Here is a 24,528-nt window from a genome sequence, read left to right on the forward strand (position 1 = left end):
GCCGCGCAAGGCGCCGGGGCGGAGGAGGATCAGACGGTGATCGGCTGCATCACCTGCGGTTCCAGCACATCGACGCCCGGAAGCCCGTCAATCAGCGTCTGCGCCGATTGCTCCAACGCGTCGAAGGTGCGGTAGTGGCAGGGGATGACCGTCTTGAAATCGAAATAGCGTTTGGCGGCATAGGCGGCCTGCGCCATGTCCATCGTGAAATGCCCGCCCGCTGAGAGGATACCGATATCAGGTTTGTGATAGTCGCCCATCCAATCCATATCCGCCATGATCGCCGTATCACCGGAGTGATAGATCGTATGCCCCTCGCCCGAGATCATGAAGCCGGTCTCCATCCCGGTGTAGATCGGCCCGTTCTCGCCCTCTACCGATGAGGAATGCGAGGCCGGTACCATCGTGATCGCCACCTCGCCCGCGCGGATCGCCCCGCCTTTGTTGAAGCCCGTGGTCTGCTGCACGCCTTTGCTTTCCAGCCAGCCCATCAGCTCGACCATCCCCGCGACCGGGGCATTGGTGCGGCTGGCGATGTCAGCGATGTCTGCCGTGTGGTCGAAATGGCCATGGGTCACAAGGATCTGCGTAGCGCCCTTGATTGCATCGGCATGGTGCGCCTCGTCCAGCATGGGGTTTTCTTTGAGCCAAGGGTCGATCAGCAGCACTTGGTCTTCGATCTCGATGCGGAATGAGCCATGGCCGAGCCAGATGATGTTCATGGGGGTCCTCCTGATTGCGGTGGGTCTAACATCAGATTTGACCCTATGCTGCGCGGAATCAAGTAACCCCCGAACATGCCACCCTAGCCCGGAATCAAGGGCGCATGCCCGCCGGGCTGGCGCTTCTGCTACCCGGACGCCATCCCGACATCACCGAATACCGCCGTAGCCATAAATTGCCCAACTGCCTCCGAGCAAGCACCATCCCCCGGCCTAGCGCCGCCCGGCTCCGTTACGGGCCTCTCAAACCCTTGCGAGGCCCGCCCCCAAACGGTAGAGGAGCCTCAAAGAGATGGAGATGTTCATGTCGATCGACGAAAACACCGCCGCACGCGTGGCGAAACTGGCCCGGATCAAGGTTGAACCCGACGCGCTGCCGGCGCTGGCGGAAGAGTTCAACACCATCCTTGGCTTTATCGAACAGCTGTCCGAGGTGGATGTCGACGGCGTCGAGCCGATGACCTCCGTGACCCCGCAGCGCCTGAAACGGCGCGAAGACGTGGTCACCGATGGCGACCAGCAGGACCGCGTGCTGGCCAATGCCCCCGATGCCCGTGAAGGGTTCTTTGCCGTGCCGAAGGTGGTGGAATAATGACCGATCTGAACAAACTGAGCCTGGCCGAGGCCCGCGACGCCCTGCGCAAGGGTGAGACCACCTCGAAAGACCTGACCGAGGCCTGCATCCAAGCCATCGACGGCGCAGGCGCGCTTAATGCCTTCGTGCACCGCACGCCAGAGATCGCGATGGAACAGGCCGCCGAGGCCGACGCGCGGATCAAACAGGGCGACGCGCCGGCCATGTGCGGCCTACCCATCGGCATCAAGGATCTCTTTTGCACCAAGGGCGTGCCGAGCCAAGCGGGTAGCCGCATCCTCGAAGGGTTCCTGCCCGAGTATGAAAGCACCGTCAGCCAGAAGCTGCGCGACAGCGGCGCGGTGATGCTGGGCAAGCTCAACATGGACGAGTTTGCCATGGGCTCGTCGAACGAAACGTCCGTGTATGGCAACGCGGTGAACCCGTGGCGGCGCGAAGGCGACACGGCGGAACTGACGCCGGGCGGTTCCTCGGGCGGCTCTGCCGCCGCCGTGGCAGCCGACCTCTGCCTTGCCGCCACCGGCACCGACACCGGCGGCTCGATCCGCCAGCCCGCCGCCTTCACCGGCACCGTGGGGATCAAGCCGACCTATGGCCGCTGCTCGCGTTGGGGCATCGTGGCCTTCGCCTCCTCGCTCGATCAGGCCGGGCCGATGACCAAGACAGTGCGCGACGCGGCCATCATGTTGGAAGCTATGTGCGGCCATGACGCCAAGGACAGCACCAGCGCCGATCTGGCCGTGCCGGACTTCGAGGCGGCGCTCACCGGCGACATCCGTGGCAAGAAGATCGGCATTCCGCGCGAATATCGCATGGATGGCATGCCCGAGGAAATCGAGAAGCTCTGGGAAGACGGCATCGCCATGATGAAAGACGCGGGCGCCGAGATCGTCGACATCTCGTTGCCGCATACGAAATACGCACTGCCCGCCTATTACGTCATCGCCCCTGCCGAGGCGTCGTCGAACCTTGCGCGCTATGACGGCGTGCGCTTTGGCCACCGCGCCAAGCTCGACCACGGCGATGGCATCACCGAGATGTACGAGAAAACGCGCGCCGAGGGCTTCGGCCACGAGGTCCAGCGCCGCGTGATGGTCGGCACCTATGTGCTCTCCGCCGGTTTCTACGACGCCTATTACAACCGCGCCCGCAAGGTCCGCACGCTGATCAAGAAGGACTTCGAAGACGTCTTCGTCCAAGGCATCGACAGCATCTTGACCCCGGCGACCCCCTCCGCCGCCTTCGGTCTGGGCGAGATGAAGGACGCCGATCCGGTGGCGATGTATCTCAACGATGTCTTCACCGTGACGGTGAACCTCGCCGGCCTGCCCGGCGTGGCACTGCCCACGGGGCAAAGCAGCACGGGTCTGCCGCTGGGTCTGCAACTGATCGGGCGCCCGTGGGAAGAGGCAGACCTGCTGTCCTCCGCCTATGCGCTGGAGAAGGCCGCCGGTTTTGTGGCCAAGCCCGAGAAATGGTGGTAAGCCGCAGAGCGGTGAACAAGAGGCGAGAGCGGGTCAGATGATCACACGGACACTTCTAGCGATGACGGCAGGCGGTCTTTTGGCAGCCTGCCAACCGGCGATCCCCGATTCTGGGAACATCAACACCGGGCGCGGTGTCGGCTTTGGCGACGGCAGTTTCGAGGCCGAGCAGCGCGCGCGCGATGCCGCGCTGGCGGGCGACGGCAGCTACATGCCCGCCGTCTCGGAGGTGACCGCCCAGCCTTTGGATGACGGTTCTCCCGAAGCGACGGCGGCGGAAACCGCCCGCGTGCTCGCCGCGACCCGTCCGGGCGGGGCCAGCAACGGTCTGAGCAATGACGCGGCCACCAACTCGGGCGTGGCCCCGGTGAACGCCAGCCCGTCGAACCCGCCCCCCGCCGCAGTCAACGCCGTGGGCATCTCGAACGAGAACAACTTTGACGCCGTGTCGGGCCAGCGCAGCATTCAAGACGACGCCGCCCGCGTGGCCGCGAACCGCGCGCAATATCAGGTCGTCCAACCCGAGGCCCTGCCCGAGCGCCGCAATGTCGGCCCGAATATCGTTGCCTACGCGCTGCAAACCAATCAGTCGGTCGGTCAGCAGATTTATAGCCGCATCGGTTTCAACAAAGCCCGCAAGTTCGAACGCGCCTGCGCGCAATACGGCCACGCCGACCAAGCACAGATCGCCTTCCTTGAGGCCGGTGGCCCCGAGAAAGACCGCCTTGGCATGGACCCCGATGGCGATGGTTTCGCCTGCGACTGGGACCCCACCCCCTTCCGCCGGGCTGCACAGGGCTGACAGATGTCTGCCGCGCCTGATGTGACGGCGCATCCCTCGCCCAATTGCGGCCCGCGGCGCGACGGGCTGCGCCCCCGGCTGATCGTCTTGCACTACACCGCCATGACCAGCGCCCAAGCGGCGCTGGAACGGCTGTGCGACCCCTCTGCCGAAGTCTCAGCCCATTACCTGATTTCAGGGTGCGGAGAGGTCATTCAGATGGTCGAGGAAGACCAACGCGCGTGGCATGCAGGCGCGGGCGAATGGGCGGGGTTGGAGGACATCAACTCACGCTCCATCGGGATCGAGTTGGACAACCGCGGCGATCACCCGTTTTCCGAGCCACAGATGCAGGCGCTGGAGACCCTCTTGCCCGGCATCTTGGCCCGCCACGGCATCCCGCCCGAAGGGGTGATCGGCCATTCCTGCATGGCACCGGGCCGCAAGATCGACCCCGGCCCCCGATTCGATTGGGCCCGGCTCGCACGGCGCGGGCTGGCGCTGCCTGCGGGCGATGGCCCCCTTCCTGACAGGGTAACCACAGAAACTTTCCGCGCCGCTGCGCAGGCCGCAGGCTTCACTGCGCCCTGCGACGATGACACGCTGCTAGACACCGTGCGGTTGCGTTTCAGGCCATGGGGGCGCGGCCCTCTCACCCCCGCAGACCTTGCCGCCCTGCCCGCCCCCATTGACGCGCCGCGCGGCGGCGTCTAGGGCGGGGCTGCGCGGAAGGCTGGATGGCCGCTGCGTCGACTCGCGTCGCATGACCGACGTCCGCTCTCGTCACACGCATGTGTGACATCCGCGGCGTCGCTTTTGCGGGGCAAAAGCGACGTAGAGGAAAGTCCGGACTCCAAGAAGAAACGGTGCCGGGTAACGCCCGGGCGGGGCAACCCGACGGAAAGCGCCACAGAAATGAAACCGCCCTTCGGTCCGGCCCTGCCGGATCAGCCGAGGGGTAAGGGTGAAACGGTGGGGTAAGAGCCCACCGCGGGGCTGGCAACAGCCCCGGCATGGCAAGCCCCACCGGGAGCAATGCCAAATAGGGACCGCGCGCCGATGATCTTCGGGTCAAAGGCGGGGCTCTTCTGCCCCAGCAGGTCCGGGTTGGCAGCTATAGCCGCATCGGCAACGGTGCGGTCAGAGGAATGGTCATCGCCTGTTTTCGGACAGGTACAAAATCCGGCTTATAGGCCTTCCGCGCATATTCCTGCTCTTTCGAGGCTGAAAGGCAGGTTTTTCGACGAAACCGGCGTCTTTCGGCACCGGGCGGGCAAATAGCGGTTGACTCGGGCGCGGGTCTGACTAGAACCCGAAATTCAGAATTCACGCAGGCCTGCGCGGCGCTGCAGCAGGAGAAGACACATGGCGAAGCCAACCACGATCAAGATCCGCCTGAACTCGTCCGCGGGCACAGGCCATTTCTACGTGACCAAGAAAAACGCACGCACCATGACCGAAAAGATGGTCATCAAAAAGTACGACCCCGTTGCGCGCAAGCACGTCGAATACAAAGAAGGCAAAATCAAGTAAGATCGCCTGACTTTTGAGTTTCAAAAGGCCACGCGGTTTCGCGTGGCCTTTTGCATTGTGCAGGGCTGGATCGCGCCCGCCCTGGGGGCGGGTCGGGCGCGATCCGGACGCGGGGCGTCCGGATAATCGTTGAGACGCCTGAATGCCATCCCCGGTCCGGCGCTGCCCGGCTAGCGGTCTCTCTTCTCGCGGAAAAACCTCACGAGCATCTCTTCCGCCTCTCCCGCCGCAATTCCGTCGAACACCTCGGGCACATGGTGGCATTGGGGATGCGAGAATACCCGCGCGCCCTGCGCCACGCCGCCTGATTTTGGGTCCGCCGCGCCGTAGTAGAGCCGCTCCACCCGGGCGGCGGCGATGGCACCGGCGCACATGGCGCAGGGCTCCAGCGTGACGTAAAGCGCGTGACCGATCAGCCGTTCCGAGCCGACGGCGGCGCAGGCGGCGCGCAGGGCCAGCATCTCGGCATGGGCAGTTGGGTCATTGCGGGCGCGGGTCTCATTGCCTGCGGCGGAAACGATCTGCCCTGTCGGAGAGACGACGACTGCCCCCACTGGCACCTCGCCGCACGCGGCGGCGGCGCGGGCCTCGGCCAAGGCCTGTCTCATATACGAGCGAAACTCCATCCCGTCACATGGCCGCAAACGCCACCCTTTCGCAAGCCCGTGAAACAGGGTAAGCGCAGTGTATGAACGCAAAAACGCCCCCCCCCGGCTCCGGCCCGCAAAACACTGACACCGATGCAAGTGCAGGCACCCCCACCGGCGACCGCATCGCCAAGGTACTGTCGCGCGCGGGCATCGCCTCGCGCCGCGAGGCCGAGCGCATGATCGAAGCGGGCCGCGTGCGCGTGAACGGGGAGCAGATCACCTCGCCCGCGCTGAACGTCACGCCCGAGGATAAGATCACCGTTGACAACACCCCCGTCGGCGCGCCCGAACCGCCGCGCATGTGGCTGTACCACAAGCCCGCCGGACTGGTGACCACCGCCCGCGATGAAAAGGGCCGCGAGACGATCTTTGACGCCCTGCCCGAGGATATGCCCCGCGTGATGACCGTGGGTCGGCTCGACCTCAACTCCGAAGGGCTGTTGCTGCTGACCAATGACGGCGGGGTGAAGCGCAAGCTGGAACTGCCCAGCACCGGATGGCTGCGCCGCTACCGCGCGCGGGTGAATGGCCGCCCCACCGATGAGATGCTGGAGCCGCTGCGCAAAGGCATCACCGTGGAAGGCGAGAACTTTCAGCCGATGGACGTGACACTCGACCGCCAACAAGGGGCCAACGCTTGGCTGACCGTCGGCCTGCGCGAAGGCCGCAACCGCGAGATTCGCCGCGCGATGGAGGCCGTGGGCCTGACCGTGAACCGGCTGATCCGCATCTCCTACGGCCCGTTCCAACTGGGCGAATTGAAGATCGGCGAGGTGGAAGAGCTGCGCCGCAAGGTCGTGCGCGATCAACTGGGGCTCGAGTTGGAAGACCCCAGCGGCACCGCCACCAAGAAACCCACCGGTCTGCGCCGCCCGCCGCGCCGCAAGCCCGGCGGTTTCGGCGGCGCGGGCCAACCGGGCCTGCCCGTGCAACGGAGCGAAGACGACGAACCGCCGCCCCGCCGTGGCGGCGGCAAGGCAAAGAACGCACCGCGTGGCAAGGCCGCGATGGGCAAGACGGCTGGCAAAGCAGGCGGCAAGGCAAGCGGCAAACCGGGGGCGCGCCCGACGGGGCGGCCGAATGGCAAACCGGGGCCGAAACCCACAGGCCGGGGGCCAAAACCCCGCCGCTGAACGACCCTGCCCCGAGCTGCCCCTGCGCGTTTCCGGAACGCGGCCGACCTGCATGCGTTGAATAGAGAACGGCAGGCAAGATCAGCGCGAAACCGCTGTCAGAAAAGGGCAATATGGCGCGAATAGTGATGTTTTTGGTGGCCTTGGCCGCGCTCGTGGTTATCATCCTCGGCGCAGCCTCGCTTGTGGGGCGTGCGGCTGACAGTGCCGGCACGGCGTTGCGCCCGATCTGGGGCAGCAAAAGGGGAAACATGATGGCGCCAACTACCTTTCAGAAAATCGCCTTTGGCGCGTTGCTGGTGCTGCTGCTTGGGCTCACCAGCGGTTTTCTCGGGGGGCTTTGACCTATGGCGCAGCGCTTTGGCGGCAAATATAGCCCCGACCCCGACGCCACCCCCGGCAGCGCCCCGCGCAAAACCGCGCGCCTGCGCGTCGATCCGGCGGGCGGTCGGGTGAACCTGATGTTCCTGCCGCCGGTGCTCTTGGCGGCGACCTCGCTCATAGGGGGGGCGGGCACGCTGGTGCTTGGCCTTGGTGGCGCGTTCCTGCTGGCTTCGGGCGTCTGGTTGCTGCGCGATGGCCTTTTGGCCGAGGCGGAATACCACGAGCGCAAAGTCGCCCGCCGCCCTGTCCTGCCGCGCAAGATCCTCGCGGCCCTCTTGGCCGGTGCGGGCGCGGCCCTCGCCGCTTATAGCAACGACCCCAGTCTCGCCGCGGCCCTGCTCTATGGCATCGCCGCCACGGCACTGCACCTCGCCGCCTTCGGCATCGACCCGCTACAGAACAAGGGCATGGAGGGCATCGAAACCTTCCAGCAAGACCGCGTCGCCCGGGTGGTGGATGAGGCCGAAAAACTGCTCTCGGGCATGAGCCAAGCGATTCTGCGCGCGGGCGACCGCCGCGCCGAAGCGCGGCTGGCCGAGTTCCAAGAAACCGCCCGCCATTTGATCCGCACGGTCGAAGAAGATCCCCGCGATCTGACCGCCGCCCGTAAATACCTTGTCGTCTATCTGCGCGGGGCGCATGATGCGACGGTGAAATTCGCCGACCTCTATGCCCGCAACCAGGACGCCCAAGCACGCGATGACTACCTCGCCTTGCTGGACGATCTGGATCAGAACTTTGCCGCGCGCACGGCCAAATCGCTGCTGGACGACCGCAGCGATCTGAACGTGGAAATCGACGTGCTGCGGGCGCGCCTCTCTCGTGCGGGGGTCCGACTGGAACAACCCACCCCTGCAAATACTAAGGAAGATCAGTGATGACCGATGCCCTCCGTGACAAAGCTGCCCAATCGCAAGGGTTGGTGGAAGAAGTGAACGCAACCATCTTGCCCGAACCGGCAGATGCCAATGCCATCGTGCCGCTGAACAAAGCCGATCCCGAACAGAGCGCGGAAATCCAAAAGCGCATGGCCGAGATCGACGTGACCGATACCCAGTCCATCGTCAGCTTCGGCTCTGCCGCACAGGCCGAGTTGCAAGAGATCAGCCAATCCATGCTGGCGGATGTGCGCAACAAGGATGTCGGCCCCGCGGGCGACAGCCTGCGCACCATGGTCAGCGCGATCCGCGGCTTCTCGGTCTCGGAATTGGACGTGCGGCGCAAGCAAAGCTGGTGGGAGAAACTGCTGGGCCGTGCCACGCCCTTTGCCAAGTTCACCGCCCGTTTCGAAGAGGTGCAGGGCCAGATCGACCGGATCACCGACAACCTGCTGGCGCATGAGCATACGCTGTTGAAAGACATCAAATCGCTCGACCTGCTTTATGAAAAGACGCTGCAATTCTACGACGAACTGGCGCTTTATATCTCTGCCGGTGAGGCCAAGATCGAAGAGTTGGATCACAAGACCATCCCCGCCAAACAGACCGCGCTGGATAAGGCGAGCGAGGACGATCAGGTGATGCGCGCGCAGGAGCTGCGCGATCTGCGTGCCGCCCGCGATGATCTGGAGCGTCGGGTGCACGATCTGAAACTGACGCGGCAGGTCACCATGCAATCGCTGCCCTCGATCCGTCTGGTGCAGGAGAATGACAAAAGCCTTGTGACCAAGATTAACTCGACCTTGGTCAACACCGTGCCACTGTGGGAGACGCAACTGGCGCAGGCTGTCACCATCCAGCGCAGCGGCGAGGCGGCAAATGCAGTGCGCGAGGCCAATGACCTCACCAACGAACTGCTCACCTCCAACGCCAAGAACCTGCGCGACAGCAACAAGGTGATCCGTCAGGAGATGGAGCGCGGGATCTTCGACATCGAGGCGGTGAAACAGGCCAATGAAGACCTGATCGGCACCATTGAGGAATCCCTGCAAATCGCGGATGAGGGCAAGGCGAAACGCGCCAATGCCGAGAAAGAGTTGCAGGAAATGGAAGGCCGCCTGCGCGACACGCTCGCCGCTGCCAAGGCCCGCGAAACGGGGTTGGGTGATACCACCGGCGGCGCGGTGCCAAGCTAAAACCGACGTGAGGGAACAGGCCATGCAAGGACGTCTGCGCAGAAATCTGCGCGCCGCAGGGGCGCTGGCGCTGAGCACGCTGCTCTTGGCCTGCGCCGAGCCTGCGCCCGTCTTGCAAAAGGTCGCCAAACCGCAGGCCCGCCCTGCCGCCGCCACCCCTTCCCCGGCGGCAGTGGCGAAACCGACCTCGCAAAAAAGCGCCATGCTGCGCAGCTATTTGCATCAGGTCGAAAAGGCGCAGTTGGGCCAAGATCTGCTGCGCCAAGACGGGGGCGGAGAGGACACACCCTTTACCAGCGAAATGCTGGCGCGCAACTTTGAGCAGATCGCGCTATATAACGAATATGACGGCAATTTTTCAGGCCAAGGCGGTGCCAGCCCGCTGCGCCGTTGGGATGCGCCGGTGCGGATGCAGATCATCTTTGGCGACAGCGTACCGCCCTCGCAGCGCCGATCCGACACCGCTAAGATCAACGCCTTCGCCCGCCGTTTGGCGCGGGTGACCGGGCATTCGGTCTCAATCGGCGACAGGCCGAATTTCATGGTGGTCGTGGCCTCGGAAGATGACCGCGTCGATGCGCTGGCCCAAGCGGCGGAAGAGGTCGCGGGCGTGAGCAAATCCTCCCTGCGGGCCATGCGCAACATGCGGCGCGACACCTATTGCGCCGTGGCCGCCTATGCTGCGGGCGACAACCCCAACGTCTATACCGCCGCTGTGGCCGTGATCCGCTCGGAAAATCCTGAACTGCTGCGGCTCTCCTGCATCCATGAGGAATTGGCGCAGGGTCTGGGACTTGCCAATGATAGCCCCGCCGCGCGCCCGTCGATCTTTAACGACGACGACGAATTCGCGCTGCTTACCAAACACGACGAACTCCTGCTCAAGATGCTCTACGACCGGCGCCTGCGCCCCGGCATGACGGCAGAGCAGGTCAACCCGATCACCCGGATCATCGCGCGCGAGTTGACGGACGGGCCGGTGTAACGCAGCATTACGACGAAAGAATAAGGACCATCCCCATGGGTATTTTCGATTTCCTCTCTGGCCAGTTCATCGACGTCATCCATTGGACCGACGACACCCGCGATACGATGGTTTGGCGGTTCGAGCGTGAGGGTCATGAGATCAAATACGGCGCCAAGCTGACGGTGCGTGAGGGGCAAGCGGCGGTTTTTGTGCATGAGGGGCAGTTGGCGGATGTCTTCACCCCCGGTCTCTATATGCTTGAGACCAACAACATGCCGATCATGACGACCCTGCAACACTGGGATCACGGCTTTCGCAGCCCGTTCAAATCCGAGATCTATTTCGTCAATACGACCCGCTTCAACGACCTGAAATGGGGCACCAAGAACCCGATCATCGCCCGCGACCCTGAGTTTGGCCCGGTGCGCCTGCGCGCCTATGGCACCTATTCCGTGCGGGTGAGCGACCCCGCGAAGTTCCTGACCGAGATTGTCGGCACCGATGGTGAGTTCACCATGGACGAAATCTCGTTCCAGATCCGCAACATCATTGTTCAGGCTTTCTCGCGCACGCTCGCCTCCTCTGGCATCCCGGTGCTCGACATGGCCGCCAACACGCGCGAGTTGGGGCAGCTGGTGGGCAAGGATATCGCCGCACAGATTGCAGAATACGGGCTGGCGATGCCCGAGCTTTATATCGAGAATATCTCCCTGCCGCCCGCGGTCGAGGCGGTGATGGACAAACGCACTTCGATGGGCGTGGTCGGCAACCTCAACGAGTACATGCAATTCCAAGCGGCTGAGGCGCTTGGCCGCGAAGGTGCGGGCGGGGCCGCGATGCAAACGGGCCTCGGCGCGGGGCTGGGGATGAGCATGGCCCAAGCCGCCACCGCGCAGGCCGGCCCTTGGGGCGCGCGCCCTGCCCCCACCGCCGCCGCACCGGTGCCGCCACCCCCGCCGCCGGTCGAAAAGGTCTGGCATATCGCCAAGGACGGCGCGACCTCAGGCCCGTTTTCCAAGGCGGCCATGGGCCGCAAGGCGAGTGAGGGCAGCCTTACCCGCGATTCTCTGGTTTGGACGCCGGGCCAAGATGGCTGGCAGCGGGCCGAGGATGTGGCCGAATTGGCGCAGCTTTTCACCGTGATGCCCCCGCCACCGCCGCCGCCCCCGGCTTGATCCGCAGGCGCGTGGGCAAAAGGCCTTCGCGCGTCCCGCCCGTGGCCCCTCAGGTCCACGGGCCACCCCCATCCGCTCCGCCGCGATTGACCTTGCAAAGCACCCCTTATGTCCGCCACCGATCTGCCCCCCGCCGCCCCGCTTGAAGAGCACCGTTTCCCCTGCGACACCTGCGGGTCGGACATGCGCTTTGACCCGGCGCAGGCGCTGCTGATCTGCGATCACTGCGGCAATGTGGAGCCGATCGACGGCAACGGGCGCCACGCCCATGCCATCGCCGAACAGGACTTTCGCGCTGGATTGCAGGCCGCCCTGCCCGCCGCTGAGATGGAAGAGACCCGCGTCACCACCTGCCCCAACTGCGCAGCGCAGGTGGAATTCGAGCCCGGCAAACACGCCGCCGAATGCCCTTTCTGCGCGACGCCCGTGGTGATCGACACCGGCACCAACCGCCATATCAAACCGCGCGCCGTGCTGCCCTTCGCCCTGCCCGAAGAACGCGCCCGCGACGCGATGAAAGACTGGCTCGGCAGCCTTTGGTTCGCCCCCAACGGGCTGCAACAATATGCCCGCAAGGGCCGCCGGATGCAGGGCATCTATGTGCCCTTCTGGACCTATGATGCACAGACCGCCTCTAGTTATCGCGGGGAGCGTGGAACCGTCTATTACGTCACCCGCACCGTCATGCGCGATGGCAAGCGGGTGCAGCAGCAAGTGCCGAAAATCCGCTGGCGGGCCGCTTCGGGGCGGGTGGCACGCTTCTTTGACGACGTACTGGTGCTGGCCTCCCGGTCGCTGCCCAAGAAACACACCGACGCGCTGCACCCTTGGGACCTCTCGGCGCTGGAGCCCTATGCGCCTGAGTACCTCGCCGGTTTCCGGGCCGAGGCTTACGGCATCACGCTGGAGGAAGGCTTTGTTCAGGCCCGCGCCCATATGGACCGGGTGATCGAGCGGGACGTGAAGTTCGACATCGGCGGCGACCGCCAGCGGGTGCATGACATCAACACCCAAGTCAGCGATGTGACCTTCAAGCATATCCTGCTACCGGTCTGGCTCGCTGCCTATAAATACCGCGGCAAGACCTACCGTTTCGTGGTCAACGGCCATTCGGGCAAGGTTCAGGGCGAACGCCCCTATTCCGCCGTCAAAATCACCTTTGCCGTGGTGCTGGGGCTGATCGCCGCCGCCATCGTCGGCTATTTCATGGCCCAGCAATGACCCAGACCTACGACCAGTTCGCCGACCTCTTGCAGGCGCGCTATTCCTGCCGCGCCTTTCGGCCCGATCCCGTCCCCAAAGACAGCATCACCCAGATCGTCGGCGCCGCGCGCCATGTGCCCTCGTGGTGCAATGCGCAGCCATGGCAGGTGACCATTACGCGCGGCGCGGGCACCGATGCCTTTCGCGCAGCCCTCCTTGAAGCCGCCAGCGCCGACACCCCGGTCGCGCCAGACCTGCCATGGCCCACGGGTTACTCCGGCGCCTATGCCGAACGCCGCCGCACCTGCGGCTTCCAGCTTTATGATGCGGTGGGCATCGCCAAATCCGACCGCGCCGCGCGTCGGGCGCAGATGCTGCGCAACTATGCGCTTTTCGACGCGCCGCATGTGGCCATCGTGACCGCCCCGGCCGAGCTTGGCCCCTATGGCGCGATGGACTGCGGCGGCTTCGTCACCGCCTTCACCCTCGCCGCGACGGCGCTTGGCGTGGCCAGCATCCCGCAAGCCGCCATCGCCGCCTATGCGCCCTTGGTACGCGAGACGCTGGCGTTGCCCGAAGACCGGCTGGTGCTCTGCGCGATCTCCTTCGGCTATGCCGATAAGACACATCCCGCGAACGCCTTTCGCACCGAGCGGGCTGCCCCCTCTGACATTATCGATTGGAAAAACTGACATGCGCGCATTGCTGCAACGGGTGACCGAGGCTTCGGTCACGGTCGAGGGCGAGGTTATCGGAGAGATCGGCCCCGGCCTGCTGATCCTCGTCTGCGCCATGCCCGAGGACACCGAAGAGACCGCCGAGAAACTGGCCCTAAAGATCTCCAAACTGCGGCTGTTCAAGGATGAGGGTGGCAAGATGAACCTGAGCCTTGCCCAGACCGGCGGCAGCGCTTTGGTGGTGAGCCAATTCACCCTCGCCGCCGATACCGCGCGCGGCAACCGCCCCGGCTTTTCCGGCGCAGCGAAGCCCGAGAAGGCCGAGGCGCTCTATTCCCATTTCGCCCGCAGCCTCGCCGGGCTCGACATCCCCGTGCAGACCGGACGGTTCGGCGCGGATATGGCCGTGGCGCTGGTCAACGATGGGCCGGTGACTCTCTGGCTCGACAGCGCTGCGCCCCGATAATTCGGTGGAAAGCATGGGCCGGCAAGCTTGGGAGGAGGTAAGCTTGCCGGCCGGTATAACGGGTCCGGGAGGAGGAGGACCGTTAATATGCGGTGTCAGATCAACCCAGGAAGGAGCGGGGTCCGGCACCTGACAATGCAGCGCGTAAGGCGCGACATTGATGGCTGAGGGTCTAAAAGCGCAGTGTCTTAGAGACCGTCGTATTCTTCGGTCACCAGCGCTTGGGCGTGCTGTGGAATTTGGTTGCGGTCGATGCCCGCACGCTCAAGCTGCGCGTCGCTCATGCTGTTGAGGACGGCCTGCATGCGCGAGATCTGCATCTGGGTGACGCCGCGTGCCAGCAGGGAACCGACTTTGCCCGCAGCGGTACCAAAGGCACCGAAAACCGGAGCGGTCGCATCACGCAGGGAGAAACCGTGGGGGGCGGATAGGGTGTTGTCATACTTCATAGGTCTGTTCCTTTGAAAGTTCTTCCGACGCCACACGCCGGATCTCGCACCGTGCGATGCCGATATCGGACAGTTCGCGATCGCTCAGTACGTTGAGTTCTGTGCAAGTTCGGTTGTAAGCTGCGCGCCGGGCTTTGATCTGGGCCACGCGACGGCGCATGCCGTCAACGCTGTGATGAAGCCCATCGAGCGCGGAGCTCAAGGTAGTGCCACGTGAGATTGCCATCGTCATAAGCGCAACTCCTTTCAAAATGCTGCAAGTGCATTATCAATGCTGCAATGCAGAAGTAGTACGCTCCGACCCTATTTTGAACCCGCAGAATTTGCATAGGCGCTATGCCCGAAACGAAAGGCCGGGGGCTAACTACAGGAAAATAGCCTAAAATTTTTGCGCCGATACACAGGAAATGTGCATCGGCGCAACGCAGCGGGGCTGCAATCTGGGGATTTGGGGACGGGCGGCGGCGTGCCGCCCTTTCTTGCGTGAGTCGTTTAGCTGACCGGTTCCCAAGGGCGTGTGTAGACGCTGAGCACCTTTAACACCTCGTCATGGGTCGCGTCGTTCATCGTGACCTGCGCGACCAACCCACGCTTCTTGTCGTCCACCACCTCGGTTACCCGCGCGGCACAGCCCGCCTTTTCAAGGCTGCCGTTATAGACCCGCGTGATCGCATCCTTGCGCAGATCGGGTTTGAAGATCTTGCCGACAGCCGTCTTGGGCAGCTCATCCATGATCTTAAGGTGCTTGGGCTGCGCTGCGCGTTCGGCAACATGTTCGCGCGCATAGGCCAACAGTTCCTCTTCGGTGACATTGGCACCCTCGACGAGTTCGACAAAGGCGCAGGGCACCTCGCCCGCGTGGGGGTCGGGCTGGCCGATGGCACCCGCAAAGGCGACGGCCTCATGGCCCAGCAGCGCCTCTTCGATCTCGGCGGGGTCAATGTTGTGGCCGCCGCGAATGATCAGGTCTTTGGCGCGGCCCGTAATCCAGATATAACCATCGCTGTCGATCCGGCCCAGATCGCCGGTCCGCAGGTATTTGCCGTGGTAGAAGAGGTCTTTGTTCTTGTCTTCCTCGACATAGGTATGGCCCGAGAAGACGCCGGGGTTCGACACGCAGATCTCGCCAATCTCATCCGTCTCCGCGTCGATCGGACCATCCACGGTGCCCTTGATGATCCGCACGTCCGAATAGGGGAAGGCGATACCGATGGAGCCGACCTTCTTGATGCCGTCCGTCGGGTTGCAAGAGACAAGGCAGGTCGCCTCAGTCAGCCCATAGCCTTCGACCAGCGTGACGCCAGTGGCCTTCTCAAACCGGCGGAAGAGTTCCAGCGGCAGCGGGGCGGAGCCGGAGAAGGCGGTTTTCACCGTGCTGACATCCGCATCGATCGGGCGCTGCATCTTGGCCGAGATCGCCGTAGGCACGGTGATGATAAAGGTGATCTTCCAGCGCTCCACCAGCTTCCAGAAGTTGTCAAAGACACCATCCCCGCGATAGCCCTGCGGCGTGGGGAAGACCACATGCGCGCCGGACGAGACGGCGGCCATCAGGATCACATGGCAGGCAAAGACGTGGAATAGCGGCAGCGGACACATGATATTGTCCTGCTCGCTGAACAACAGCCGATGCCCCAGCCAACCGTTATAGATCAGGCCCGAATACTTGTGCTGCGCCACTTTGGGCATCCCAGTGGTGCCGCCAGTATGGAAATAGCAGGCAACGCGATCCTCTTGCACATCCTCGAAATTGAGCGAGGTGTTCTGCTTGGCGATCTCCGCGTTGAAGTTGAGGTATTTGGCTTGGTTGTTCGCCATCCCCTTGGGCCGCACCAGCGGGACGATCCAGCTTTTCGGCGGGGTGAGATAGCGCACCAGATCGACCTCGAGCACCGTGTGCACCTTGGGCGCTAGCCGCACTGCTTCGGCGGTCTTTTGGGCCACATCGGTTTTGGGGAAAGGCCGCAGGGTGACGACAACGGAAGCGCCGACTTCGCGCAGGATGGCCCCGATCTGTTCGGCGTCCAGCAGCGGATTGATCGGGTTCACGATCCCGGCCACGGCACCGCCCAACAGGGTGATCGTCGTCTCGTTACAGTTGGGCAGCACATAGGCCACCACGTCCTTCTCGCCCACGCCGAGGCTGCGGAAGAGGTTCGCCGCCTGCGTCACGCGGCCATGCAACTCTTTCCAAGACAGCGTTTCCGCCTTGTCCTTTGGGCCCGAGAAAATCTGATAGCTAACGGCATTGTGGTTGGGGAATTTCGCGGCCGTATTGCTTAGCATTCCGTAAAGCGTCTTGGCCACGTCGCGGTCTTCCCACGGCATTTCCGCCGCGATGGCATTGCGGTCTTCGATCCCGGCGAATGTCATGGTGTCTCCTCCCCTGTGCCGGTGTTCCGGCTTATTCTCCTCGCGCCAGATTGCGGCGAAACGCGCCGTTTCGCAAGCAATCGGCGGCAACAAACGCAACGTCACACTAGGGTGACGTAACGCCGGGGTTGCACTGTTCAAGGGCGGCTCAGGCCGCGGCGGCGGCCCCATCGGTGAACTGAAGCCGCGCCAGACGTGCATAAAGCCCGTCACTGGCGACCAATTCGTCATGGGTGCCGATGGCCGCGATGCGCCCGGCCTCCATCACCACGATGCGGTCGGCCTTTTTCACGGTGGCCAGACGGTGGGCCACGATCAGCGTCGTGCGATCCGCGCTCAGCCGGTCGACGGCGGCCTGCACCAGCCCCTCACTCTCGGAATCCAACGCCGAGGTCGCCTCGTCCAACAGCAGCACCGGCGCGTCGCGCAGGATGGCGCGGGCGATGGCGATGCGTTGCTTCTGCCCGCCCGACAGCATCACGCCGCGTTCGCCCAGATAGCTGTCATAGCCATCGGGCAGCGCGGTGATGAAGTCATGCGCGGCGGCGGCGCGGGCGGCTTCCTCGACCTCGGCGTCACTGGCATCCGGGCGTCCGAAACGGATGTTCTCAGCCGCCGTGGCGGCAAAGATCACCGGGTCTTGCGGCACCAGCGCGACCGAACGGCGGAAGTGATCCCGCGCCACATCCCGCAGGTCGACCCCATCCAAGGTGATCCGCCCCGACTGCGGGTCATAAAAGCGCAGGATCATCTGGATGATCGTCGTTTTCCCCGCGCCCGAGGGGCCGACAAAGGCCACCGTCTCACCGGGGTTGATCTCAAGGTCGACACCATCCAACGCCGCGACATCCGGGCGCGCCGGATAGGTGAACTGCACGTTCTCAAATGCGATCCGGCCCGCGACAGGCTGCGGCAGGCTGCTCTGGCTTGCGGGCGCCGGGTCTTGCACCGTATCCTGACTTTGCAACAGGTCGATCAGCCGCTCCGTGGCGCCCGCGGCGCGCTGCAACTCGCCCCAGATTTCTGACAGGGCGGCGACCGCGCCCGCGACCATGACCGCGTAGATCACGAATTGCACCAGCGCGCCCGCGCTCATCACATCCGCCCGCACGTCGCGCGCGCCGATCCACAGCACGCCGACCACACCCGCGAAGACCAGAAAGATCACGATCATCGTCATCACGGCGCGGGTCTTGATCCGGCGCTGCGCGGCATCGAAAGAGGCTTCGGTCATCTGCGCGAATTGACCCCGGCTCGCCGCTTCATGCGTAAACGCCTGCACCGTCTGCACCGCGCCCAGCGTCTCAGAAGCGTTGCCGGAGCTCGCCGCGATCCAGTCTTGGTTCTCGCGGCTGAGCACCCGCAGGCGGCGGCCCAGCGTCAGGATGGGGATCACCACGGCGGGCACGATCAGCAGCACCAGCCCGGTCAATTTGGCCGAGGTCAACAGCATCAGGCCCAGCCCGCCCACAAAGATCAGCAGGTTGCGCAGCGCGATCGAAACCGAGGAGCCGATCACCGAGAGGATCAGCGTGGTGTCGGTGGTGATCCGGCTGAGCACTTCGCCGGTCATGGTACGCTCATAAAAGGCGGGGCTCATGCCCACGACACGGTCGAACACCGCGCGCCGGATATCGGCCACCACCCGTTCGCCCAGTCGTGTCACCAGCGCATAGCGCAGCCCGGTGCCAAGGGCGAGCAGCCCCGCGATCAACAAAGCGGCGATGAAATAGAGATCGAGCAATTCGCTCTCCCCCGTGCCGAAATTGTCGATCACCCGCCGGACCGCCAAGGGCAAGGTGAGCGAGATCATCGCGGTCAGCACCAGTGCCGCCCCGGCGGCGGCCATCAGCCAGCGATAGGGCGCCATGAAGGGCATCAGCGCCGCCAAAGCCCCGATCCGCCGCGACTTTTCGCGTTCGTCTTTGGCGCTTGGTGCGGGGGCTGGGGTGCGTGCCATGGGCTTTCCTTTGTCTTTCCACATCGGTCATGGCGCGGGGGCTGGGCGGGGTCAAGCAAGACCGCCCCGATAAGGACAATCTGCCGCCCCCGACAGACAGCGGCGGGCGCATCTATCCCGCGCGGCGGCGGTCATGAAAGCTTCGGGGAAAGAGTGGAGCGGGCGACGGGAATCGAACCCGTATCATCAGCTTGGAAGGCTGAGGTCTTACCATTACACAACGCCCGCGCTACGGCTCCTCTCCTATTTTATCGCTCCCTGAGCGTCAAGTGGAGCGATGCCCCTTTGGCAAGATCAATCACATGAGCCTGCTCTTGCCACTGGCCCGTCATCAAGGTGGCAGCCCGGCCCAAGGGGCACTAGCTTAGCCTCACGGGATGAAAACGAGGCATTGGAATGGACGCCAGACCAGCCCAAGACCAAAAGCGCGAGGTCGTCATGACCCACGGTGTTCTCAGCGAGGACCCCGAGGATCTGTTTCACGGCACCGGGCTGCGGGTGGTGCGGGCCGTCCTGCACGAGGCGGTGCTGCGGCTGTGGAGCGATGATGCTTTCGGGATGGCCGGAAATGTGGCCTTTCGCGCGCTGCTGGCGATTTTTCCGTTTCTGATCTTCACCAGTTCGCTCACTGCCTTTGTCGGCGACCGGTCGATGGCCGACGACCTGATCCATTTCCTGATCGCCATCGTCCCCCCTGCCCTGATCGAGCCGATCGTGTCGGAGGTGGAAAAGGTCATGACCGTGCCGCGCGGCGATCTGCTGAGCGTGGGTATCCTGCTGACCGTTTGGTTCGCCGTGGGCGGGGTCGATGGGGTGCGCGTGGGGTTGAACCGCGCCTATGGGCTACGCGAGACGCGGTCGGTCTTTACGATCTACGCGGTGCAGGTGGCCATGGTGCTGCTGGCGAGCCTGATCCTCGTGATCGTGGGCTATCTGTTGGTGCTCGCCCCCCGGGCCGGGTCTTGGCTGCATATGTTGATGCCGGGTTTCGATCCGCGCTCGGTTACCGTGGGGCTGGTCCGCTTTCCCGCCTCGGCCACGATCCTGCTGGTCGCGCTTTTTGCGGCCCATGTGATCCTGCCCGCACGGCGGACGCGGTTTAACAACATCTGGCCCGGGGTTGTCGCCACCGCCGCTGCTTGGACGGTGCTGGCGGTGCTGTTCTCATCCTACCTGCGCAGCTTTGGCACCTATGCCAGCTATTACGCGGGCATGGCGGGGATCATTGCGGCACTTTACTTCATGTATCTTGCCGCACTGGTGCTGATTTTTGGCGGTGAGTTGAACCGCGCGTTGCGCATCCGCAGATTGGCCCGCGCGATGAGCGATCAGCCCTGATCCCCTGCGCAGGGCGCGCCCGCAGCGCCCCAGACCGTCACATCATGCACCAGCGCATCGAGCGTCCCTTTGGGCACCGACCGTCCCGCACCGGGGGCGAAACCCCAGTTCACGAAGGCCGAGTTTTGCAGGTGATCGACCAATGAGGCGATGTCATGCCCATCGTTGGTTTCGGGGTCGCGCAACTGGATGCAGACCTCGGCTGAGGACTTGCCGAGCCACGCCAATTCCACTGGCGGCAGCCGCCAGGCATCGTCGATATGCGGTGGCGCATGGGGCACGGTGTTCGCGGCGGCAGAGGTGACGTGGCAGGCGTCGCAAGGGATGCTCTCGGCCCCGATCCGGCTCTCGCCCGCGCGCACATTCATGCCGTGCTCCGCCTCCGGCCCATAGCCCAAGCCCTGCCACATCGGCTGACCCTCTTCGCCGACATGGCAATTGGTGCAACGCGGATGCGCGGTGACGGTGAAAATCCGATCCCAAGCGGCCAGCCCCTCGGCGCGATCGGGCGCCTCCTGCGCAAAGGCGGGGACGGCCAGCATGAGGGCTGCGCAGGTCGATAGATATCTCATGCGAAATCCACGGATTTGGAGAGGGGAAGTTCACGGACCCGCTGGCCCGTGGCGGCAAAGATTGCATTGGCCAGCGCAGGCGCGGCGGGCGGCACGCCCGGCTCGCCAATGCCGCGCAGCTTGCCGCCATTCTCCAGCCCGCGCACCTCGATCTTCGGCGTCTGATACAGCCGCAACCCTTCGTAGAGGTGATAATTGTCCTGCTGCGGCACCCCGTCGCGATAGGTCAGTTCGCAGTTCATCGCATGGCCCAAGCCCCAGATCACCGCGCCGGAGAGTTGCGCCTCGAAGTTCACCGGGTCCATCACGCGGCCCACTTCGGCGGCAACTAAAACGCGGTCGATCTTGAGGCCCGCGTCGGTCTGGCTGACCTCGACCACCTCGGCCACCGGCACGCCGAAGGACAGGCAGAACGCCAGCCCCCGGCCCCGCCCCGGCCCAAGGTCTGCGCCCCAATCCGACATCTCGCCCACGGCCTCCAACACCCCACGCGAGGGCGCATGGGTGCAGAGCCGCAACCGTTCCTCCAACGGATCGACGCCTGCGGCATGGCACATCTCATCCATGAAGCTTTCGTGCAGAAACCCATTGCCCGACGCCCCGACCGAGCGCCACGAACTGACCGGCACCATCGCCGGCACCCGGTGGCCGGTGACGCGGTAATCGGGGATCGCGAAGGGCTGATCCCACGCGCCCGCCACGATGGCGATGTCGGGGCCGAAAACCGGCTGGTTCAACCGCGCCATCTGCGATTCCGCTGTCGAAGGTGCCGCGATGGCCAGATCATAGGCCGCGATCTGCCCCTCCGAGACTTTGCCCCGCGCCCGCGCCATGGCCAGCGGGCGGGGGAAGTCATGGGTGAAATCCTCCTCCCGCGACCAGACCATCTTGATCGGCGTGCCGGGCAGTTGCATCGCCACTTCGATGGCGCGCAGGGTATAGTCATCCTCAAGCCGCCGCCCGAAACTGCCGCCTGACATCAGCACATGGATATGCACATTCTCAGCGTCGATCCCGGTCAGCGCGGCGACATTGGCCTGCATGAAACGCGGGATCTGCGTGCCGGTCCAGATATCGACGCGGGCCTTCTCCAGCTTCACCACCACGCTCATCGGCTCCAGCGGGGCATGAGCCAGATAGGGGATGCGGTACTCGGCCTCCAACACCTCCCCATCGGCCAGTGCTGCGGTGACATCGCCGTCATCGCGAAACCGGCTGTCCTGCCGGTCATCGGTGAAGGAGGCCGCCACGGCTTTAAATTGATCCGCCGTGTCGCCGATATAGGGCGACGGGCCCCAATCACATTTCACCGCCTGCACGGCTTGAAAGGCCCGCCAAGTGTTGTCGGCCACCACCGCGACGCCGCCGGTAATCGGCAAGACCGCCTTCACGCCGCGCATCTTCTCGGCGCGGCCCGCGTCAAAGCCCATGATCTCGCCACCCTGCGCCGGATTGGTGCGGGTCGTGGCGTGAAGCATCCCCTCCATCACCATATCGATGCCATAGGTCTGGGTGCCAGTGGATTTGGCCATAATATCGGTGCGCATCTGCGGCTTGCCAAGGTGCCGCCACGCGCCGGGGTCGCGCAGCGTGACCTCGGTCACCGGGTCAATCTCCGCCGCGGCGGCGGCGAGGTCTTGATAGGCCAGCCGCATCCCATCAGGCAGCACCACAGCGCCCGCTTCGGTCTTGAACTGTTCGCGCTCCAACCCGGTCTGCGCCACGGCAGCGGCCAACAGGGTTTCGCGCGCCACGGCCCCGGCCATGCGCAGCCGGTCGTACATATCCGGCACGGTCGAACTGCCGCCGGTCAATTGCAGGCCAAGCAGCTTTCCCGCCACATCCGAGGCGCCGCGCCCGGTCCGCGCCAGCAGCGTTTCCGAGGTCGCGGCGATCGGCATCGCCTCAACTCCGACTACGCCGTTGTAATAGACCGGTGAGGGCGGCCCGGGCGTGATCTGCACCCTGTCGAGGTCGACATCCAATTCCTCGGCGATCATATGGGCTTGGATCGAATAGGCCCCCTGCCCCACATCGGCGCGCGGGGTGATCAGGGTGACGCCGCTCGCGTCGATCTTGACGTAAGGCGTGATCGCCGCCGCGCCGGGTGGCAGACCAGCGAGCAACGGGTTCTTCAGGTCGCGTTTGTACAGGTAGGTGCCAAAGGCCACGCCCCCGGCAATGGCGGCGGAGCCGACGATGAAACTGCGGCGGGTGATGGTGCGCAGGCGCGACATCTCAGGCCCCCCGCAGCCGCGCGGCGGCGCTGTGAACAGCGGCGCGAATGCGCGGATAGGTGCCGCAGCGGCAGAGGTTCCCGCTCATCGCGGCGTCGATCTGATCGTCGGTCGGCTCGGGGTTCAGATCCAGAAATGAGGCCGCCTGCATGATCTGCCCCGATTGGCAGTAACCGCATTGCGCGACCTGATGCTCCACCCATGCCGCCTGCACCACATGCAGCGCTTCGGGCGTGCCCAAGCCTTCGATGGTGGTGACATCGCCGTTCACATCCGCCGCCCGCAATTGGCAAGACCGCACGGCCAGCCCATCAACATGCACCGTGCAGGCACCGCATTGCGCGATGCCGCAGCCGTATTTCGGCCCGGTGATTCCCAACTCGTCGCGCAAAACCCAGAGCAGCGGCATGTCGTCTTCCACGTCCACCTCGTGGACCGTGCCGTTAACCGTCAATTCCATCGGTGATCCTTCCGCGCTGGTGCCCCCAATGTAGCGGGCAGCGCCTATCGCGCAAGACCGCGCGAAGCGGGTCGCGCAGCGTCATCTTGGCGGGGCGGGCATGGCGGCGGGTGCCGCCGTTTCGCTTATTCGAGGTCTTGCGCCGTCAGCGCGCGGTGGATCTCGCGGCGGACCAACTTGCGCACATTGCGGGTGATCCGCTCGCCCAAGGCCCCCTGAAGCTCGGCGCGGACGATCTCGGTCACCATGTCGCGCAGTGCTTCCTCGTCGAGGAACTGATCCTCGCCCGCGCTGCCCGCCTCCTGCGCGGGGGCGGCATAGTCGAATTCCGGCGCGGTGGCGGCGGGATCGGCCACACGCGGGCCACTGTCAGCAAAACGGCGCACCTGCTCTTCGAGCTGCGGTGTCGCGGGCTGCGGACGGCTTGGCGCTGGCGTCTCAGCCTCTACCGCCGCCGTATCGGCAATCGGGGCCTCTGGCGCGTCAAGCTCCGCATCGTCTTTCCACTCCATCGCCGGAGGTTCGGTGCCGGAATAGTCATTATCGCCGGGCGTGTCCGGATCCCAATCGTCAGAGATCTTGCCAATGGCCGTCTCGAGCGCCGCCAGCTTGTCGCTGCGGCTGGCCCCGGTCGCCTTGGCCACGGCGTCTGAGACGGCGCGGGCCCGGGCATCATCCGCGGTCTCGGACGCGGGGGTGCGATAGTCTTCGGCATGCAAATCGCTCGGATCGTCATGCAGCATGTCATAGTCCAAGGGCGAGACCTTCGCCGGATCAACGGCAGCGGCCTTTGGGCGATCCTCGCCATCCGACGTGGCGACTCTAAGCGCGGGGGTCAGCACCAACCGGTCACTCGACGCCGCGGGAGCCTTCTCCGCAGGCGGGGTCGCGGGGTGACGGGCCGAGACGAATGGACGCTCTGCCTCATCGACACTGTCTTCCGCTTCGGTCTGCATGGCTTGGGTCAGGCTCAGCGGCTGCGGCGTGGCTTTGGATGTTTCACCGACGCCCTCGTCAGAAGCGGGACGCGTCGTGCCGCCCGAAGCTGTGCGCAGCGACAGGTGCGGGGTGAAATCCTCGGACGTGACGCTATCCGATGTCGGCTCGTCCAATGCGGCGCCTCGCATGCTCTTGAACGCGGCCCCGGTGTCATCTGCAGAATCGGCAGCCTCCAGCTTAGAAACCGGCGTAGGGTTGGACGTTTGCAGGGGACGCTTGTCTTCGGACACCAATCGGCGAATCGACGACAGGACGTCTTCCACCTCCGCGTTTGTGACGGGTTCGGACATATTTCT

The 24,528-nt window shown here is 64.6% G+C and carries 25 protein-coding genes, 1 tRNA gene and 1 other RNA gene; 16 read left to right on the top strand and 11 right to left on the bottom strand.

The annotated features are described in order from the left end of the window. Positions 1 to 29: 29 nt before the first annotated feature. Complete coding sequence (locus tag ACGYKA_RS01660; protein ID WP_394409822.1) at positions 30 to 722, bottom strand: metal-dependent hydrolase; 693 nt, start codon at positions 720 to 722, stop codon at positions 30 to 32. Between the two features lie 304 nt (positions 723 to 1,026). Here ACGYKA_RS01660 and gatC point away from each other — a divergent pair, with 304 nt between their 5' ends. The 6 genes from gatC (at position 1,027) to rpmG (ending at position 5,115) form a co-directional block, all read left to right on the top strand. Next, the gene (gatC, locus tag ACGYKA_RS01665) at positions 1,027 to 1,314 is read left to right on the top strand and encodes an Asp-tRNA(Asn)/Glu-tRNA(Gln) amidotransferase subunit GatC (RefSeq protein ID WP_209219074.1); all 288 of its coding nucleotides are present in this window, start codon (positions 1,027 to 1,029) and stop codon (positions 1,312 to 1,314) included. Further along, positions 1,314 to 2,801, top strand: coding sequence for an Asp-tRNA(Asn)/Glu-tRNA(Gln) amidotransferase subunit GatA (gene gatA, locus ACGYKA_RS01670; RefSeq protein WP_394409819.1), 1,488 nt, complete (start codon positions 1,314 to 1,316; stop codon positions 2,799 to 2,801). The genes gatC and gatA overlap by 1 nt, the downstream gene beginning before the upstream one ends. Before the next feature lie 37 nt (positions 2,802 to 2,838). Further along, entirely contained in the window at positions 2,839 to 3,603 is a 765-nt protein-coding gene (locus ACGYKA_RS01675; RefSeq protein WP_394409816.1) for a hypothetical protein, read from the top strand. A gap of 3 nt (positions 3,604 to 3,606) precedes the next feature. Continuing rightward, a complete protein-coding gene (locus ACGYKA_RS01680) occupies positions 3,607 to 4,296 on the top strand; it encodes an N-acetylmuramoyl-L-alanine amidase (protein ID WP_394409813.1) in 690 nt (229 codons plus the stop codon). A gap of 11 nt (positions 4,297 to 4,307) precedes the next feature. Then, an RNA gene (gene rnpB / locus ACGYKA_RS01685) (RNase P RNA component class A) lies at positions 4,308 to 4,788 on the top strand. 159 nt (positions 4,789 to 4,947) lie between these two features. Further along, on the top strand, positions 4,948 to 5,115 hold the full coding sequence (gene rpmG / locus ACGYKA_RS01690) for a 50S ribosomal protein L33 (RefSeq protein ID WP_007119221.1): 168 nt from the start codon (positions 4,948 to 4,950) through the stop codon (positions 5,113 to 5,115). 170 nt (positions 5,116 to 5,285) lie between these two features. Here rpmG and ACGYKA_RS01695 read toward each other — a convergent pair whose 3' ends face one another. Then, the gene (locus ACGYKA_RS01695; protein ID WP_394409810.1) at positions 5,286 to 5,741 is read right to left on the bottom strand and encodes a nucleoside deaminase; all 456 of its coding nucleotides are present in this window, start codon (positions 5,739 to 5,741) and stop codon (positions 5,286 to 5,288) included. 62 nt (positions 5,742 to 5,803) lie between these two features. Here ACGYKA_RS01695 and ACGYKA_RS01700 point away from each other — a divergent pair, with 62 nt between their 5' ends. From ACGYKA_RS01700 to dtd, 9 genes are all read left to right on the top strand, one after another. After that, on the top strand, positions 5,804 to 6,898 hold the full coding sequence (locus ACGYKA_RS01700) for a pseudouridine synthase (protein WP_394417211.1): 1,095 nt from the start codon (positions 5,804 to 5,806) through the stop codon (positions 6,896 to 6,898). A gap of 128 nt (positions 6,899 to 7,026) precedes the next feature. Beyond that, positions 7,027 to 7,242: a hypothetical protein gene (locus ACGYKA_RS01705; protein WP_067267561.1), complete on the top strand. Its 216-nt coding sequence runs from the start codon at positions 7,027 to 7,029 to the stop codon at positions 7,240 to 7,242. A gap of 3 nt (positions 7,243 to 7,245) precedes the next feature. Continuing rightward, positions 7,246 to 8,160, top strand: coding sequence for a 5-bromo-4-chloroindolyl phosphate hydrolysis family protein (locus ACGYKA_RS01710; RefSeq protein WP_394409805.1), 915 nt, complete (start codon positions 7,246 to 7,248; stop codon positions 8,158 to 8,160). Then, the gene (locus ACGYKA_RS01715) at positions 8,160 to 9,356 is read left to right on the top strand and encodes a toxic anion resistance protein (RefSeq protein WP_394409802.1); all 1,197 of its coding nucleotides are present in this window, start codon (positions 8,160 to 8,162) and stop codon (positions 9,354 to 9,356) included. The genes ACGYKA_RS01710 and ACGYKA_RS01715 overlap by 1 nt, the downstream gene beginning before the upstream one ends. Positions 9,357 to 9,378: 22 nt before the next feature. Next, complete coding sequence (locus ACGYKA_RS01720; protein WP_271687975.1) at positions 9,379 to 10,341, top strand: DUF2927 domain-containing protein; 963 nt, start codon at positions 9,379 to 9,381, stop codon at positions 10,339 to 10,341. Between the two features lie 35 nt (positions 10,342 to 10,376). Continuing rightward, complete coding sequence (locus ACGYKA_RS01725; RefSeq protein ID WP_209219081.1) at positions 10,377 to 11,498, top strand: SPFH domain-containing protein; 1,122 nt, start codon at positions 10,377 to 10,379, stop codon at positions 11,496 to 11,498. 108 nt (positions 11,499 to 11,606) lie between these two features. Further along, complete coding sequence (locus ACGYKA_RS01730) at positions 11,607 to 12,719, top strand: primosomal protein N' (replication factor Y) - superfamily II helicase (protein WP_394409799.1); 1,113 nt, start codon at positions 11,607 to 11,609, stop codon at positions 12,717 to 12,719. Beyond that, positions 12,716 to 13,393, top strand: a complete 678-nt coding sequence (locus ACGYKA_RS01735; protein ID WP_394409796.1) for a nitroreductase — start codon at positions 12,716 to 12,718, stop codon at positions 13,391 to 13,393. Before ACGYKA_RS01730 ends, ACGYKA_RS01735 begins: the two co-directional genes overlap by 4 nt. A 1-nt stretch (position 13,394) precedes the next feature. After that, positions 13,395 to 13,844: a D-aminoacyl-tRNA deacylase gene (dtd, locus tag ACGYKA_RS01740; RefSeq protein ID WP_394409793.1), complete on the top strand. Its 450-nt coding sequence runs from the start codon at positions 13,395 to 13,397 to the stop codon at positions 13,842 to 13,844. A gap of 188 nt (positions 13,845 to 14,032) precedes the next feature. Here the strand turns inward: dtd and ACGYKA_RS01745 are convergent, their stop codons facing one another. The 5 genes from ACGYKA_RS01745 to ACGYKA_RS01765 form a co-directional block, all read right to left on the bottom strand. Beyond that, positions 14,033 to 14,293 carry a hypothetical protein gene (locus ACGYKA_RS01745; protein ID WP_394409790.1) on the bottom strand — a complete coding sequence of 87 codons (261 nt, stop codon included), beginning with the start codon at positions 14,291 to 14,293 and terminating at the stop codon, positions 14,033 to 14,035. Beyond that, positions 14,283 to 14,525, bottom strand: a complete 243-nt coding sequence (locus ACGYKA_RS01750; RefSeq protein ID WP_394409787.1) for a DUF1127 domain-containing protein — start codon at positions 14,523 to 14,525, stop codon at positions 14,283 to 14,285. Before ACGYKA_RS01750 ends, ACGYKA_RS01745 begins: the two co-directional genes overlap by 11 nt. A gap of 260 nt (positions 14,526 to 14,785) precedes the next feature. Beyond that, positions 14,786 to 16,666, bottom strand: coding sequence for an acyl-CoA synthetase (locus ACGYKA_RS01755; RefSeq protein WP_394409785.1), 1,881 nt, complete (start codon positions 16,664 to 16,666; stop codon positions 14,786 to 14,788). A gap of 148 nt (positions 16,667 to 16,814) precedes the next feature. Then, on the bottom strand, positions 16,815 to 18,626 hold the full coding sequence (locus ACGYKA_RS01760; protein ID WP_394409782.1) for an ABC transporter transmembrane domain-containing protein: 1,812 nt from the start codon (positions 18,624 to 18,626) through the stop codon (positions 16,815 to 16,817). A 154-nt stretch (positions 18,627 to 18,780) separates the two neighbouring features. After that, a tRNA-Gly gene (locus ACGYKA_RS01765) sits at positions 18,781 to 18,854 on the bottom strand. A 168-nt stretch (positions 18,855 to 19,022) separates the two neighbouring features. On the opposite strand from ACGYKA_RS01765, the gene ACGYKA_RS01770 reads away from it, so the two are divergent. Further along, the gene (locus ACGYKA_RS01770) at positions 19,023 to 19,964 is read left to right on the top strand and encodes a YihY/virulence factor BrkB family protein (RefSeq protein ID WP_067267703.1); all 942 of its coding nucleotides are present in this window, start codon (positions 19,023 to 19,025) and stop codon (positions 19,962 to 19,964) included. Here the strand turns inward: ACGYKA_RS01770 and ACGYKA_RS01775 are convergent. The 4 genes from ACGYKA_RS01775 to ACGYKA_RS01790 all read right to left on the bottom strand — a co-directional run bounded on the left by ACGYKA_RS01775 (position 19,955) and on the right by ACGYKA_RS01790 (position 24,522). Beyond that, positions 19,955 to 20,536, bottom strand: coding sequence for a hypothetical protein (locus ACGYKA_RS01775; RefSeq protein WP_394409779.1), 582 nt, complete (start codon positions 20,534 to 20,536; stop codon positions 19,955 to 19,957). The genes ACGYKA_RS01770 and ACGYKA_RS01775 overlap by 10 nt on opposite strands. Further along, positions 20,533 to 22,773, bottom strand: a complete 2,241-nt coding sequence (locus tag ACGYKA_RS01780) for a molybdopterin cofactor-binding domain-containing protein (protein ID WP_394409776.1) — start codon at positions 22,771 to 22,773, stop codon at positions 20,533 to 20,535. Before ACGYKA_RS01780 ends, ACGYKA_RS01775 begins: the two co-directional genes overlap by 4 nt. Position 22,774: 1 nt before the next feature. Continuing rightward, entirely contained in the window at positions 22,775 to 23,233 is a 459-nt protein-coding gene (locus ACGYKA_RS01785; protein ID WP_271693201.1) for a (2Fe-2S)-binding protein, read from the bottom strand. A gap of 125 nt (positions 23,234 to 23,358) precedes the next feature. Further along, positions 23,359 to 24,522: a hypothetical protein gene (locus tag ACGYKA_RS01790; RefSeq protein ID WP_394409773.1), complete on the bottom strand. Its 1,164-nt coding sequence runs from the start codon at positions 24,520 to 24,522 to the stop codon at positions 23,359 to 23,361. Positions 24,523 to 24,528 lie beyond the last annotated feature (6 nt).

The organism is Sulfitobacter sp. 1A15106, from assembly GCF_043556995.1.
Classification (GTDB): domain Bacteria; phylum Pseudomonadota; class Alphaproteobacteria; order Rhodobacterales; family Rhodobacteraceae; genus Sulfitobacter; species Sulfitobacter faviae.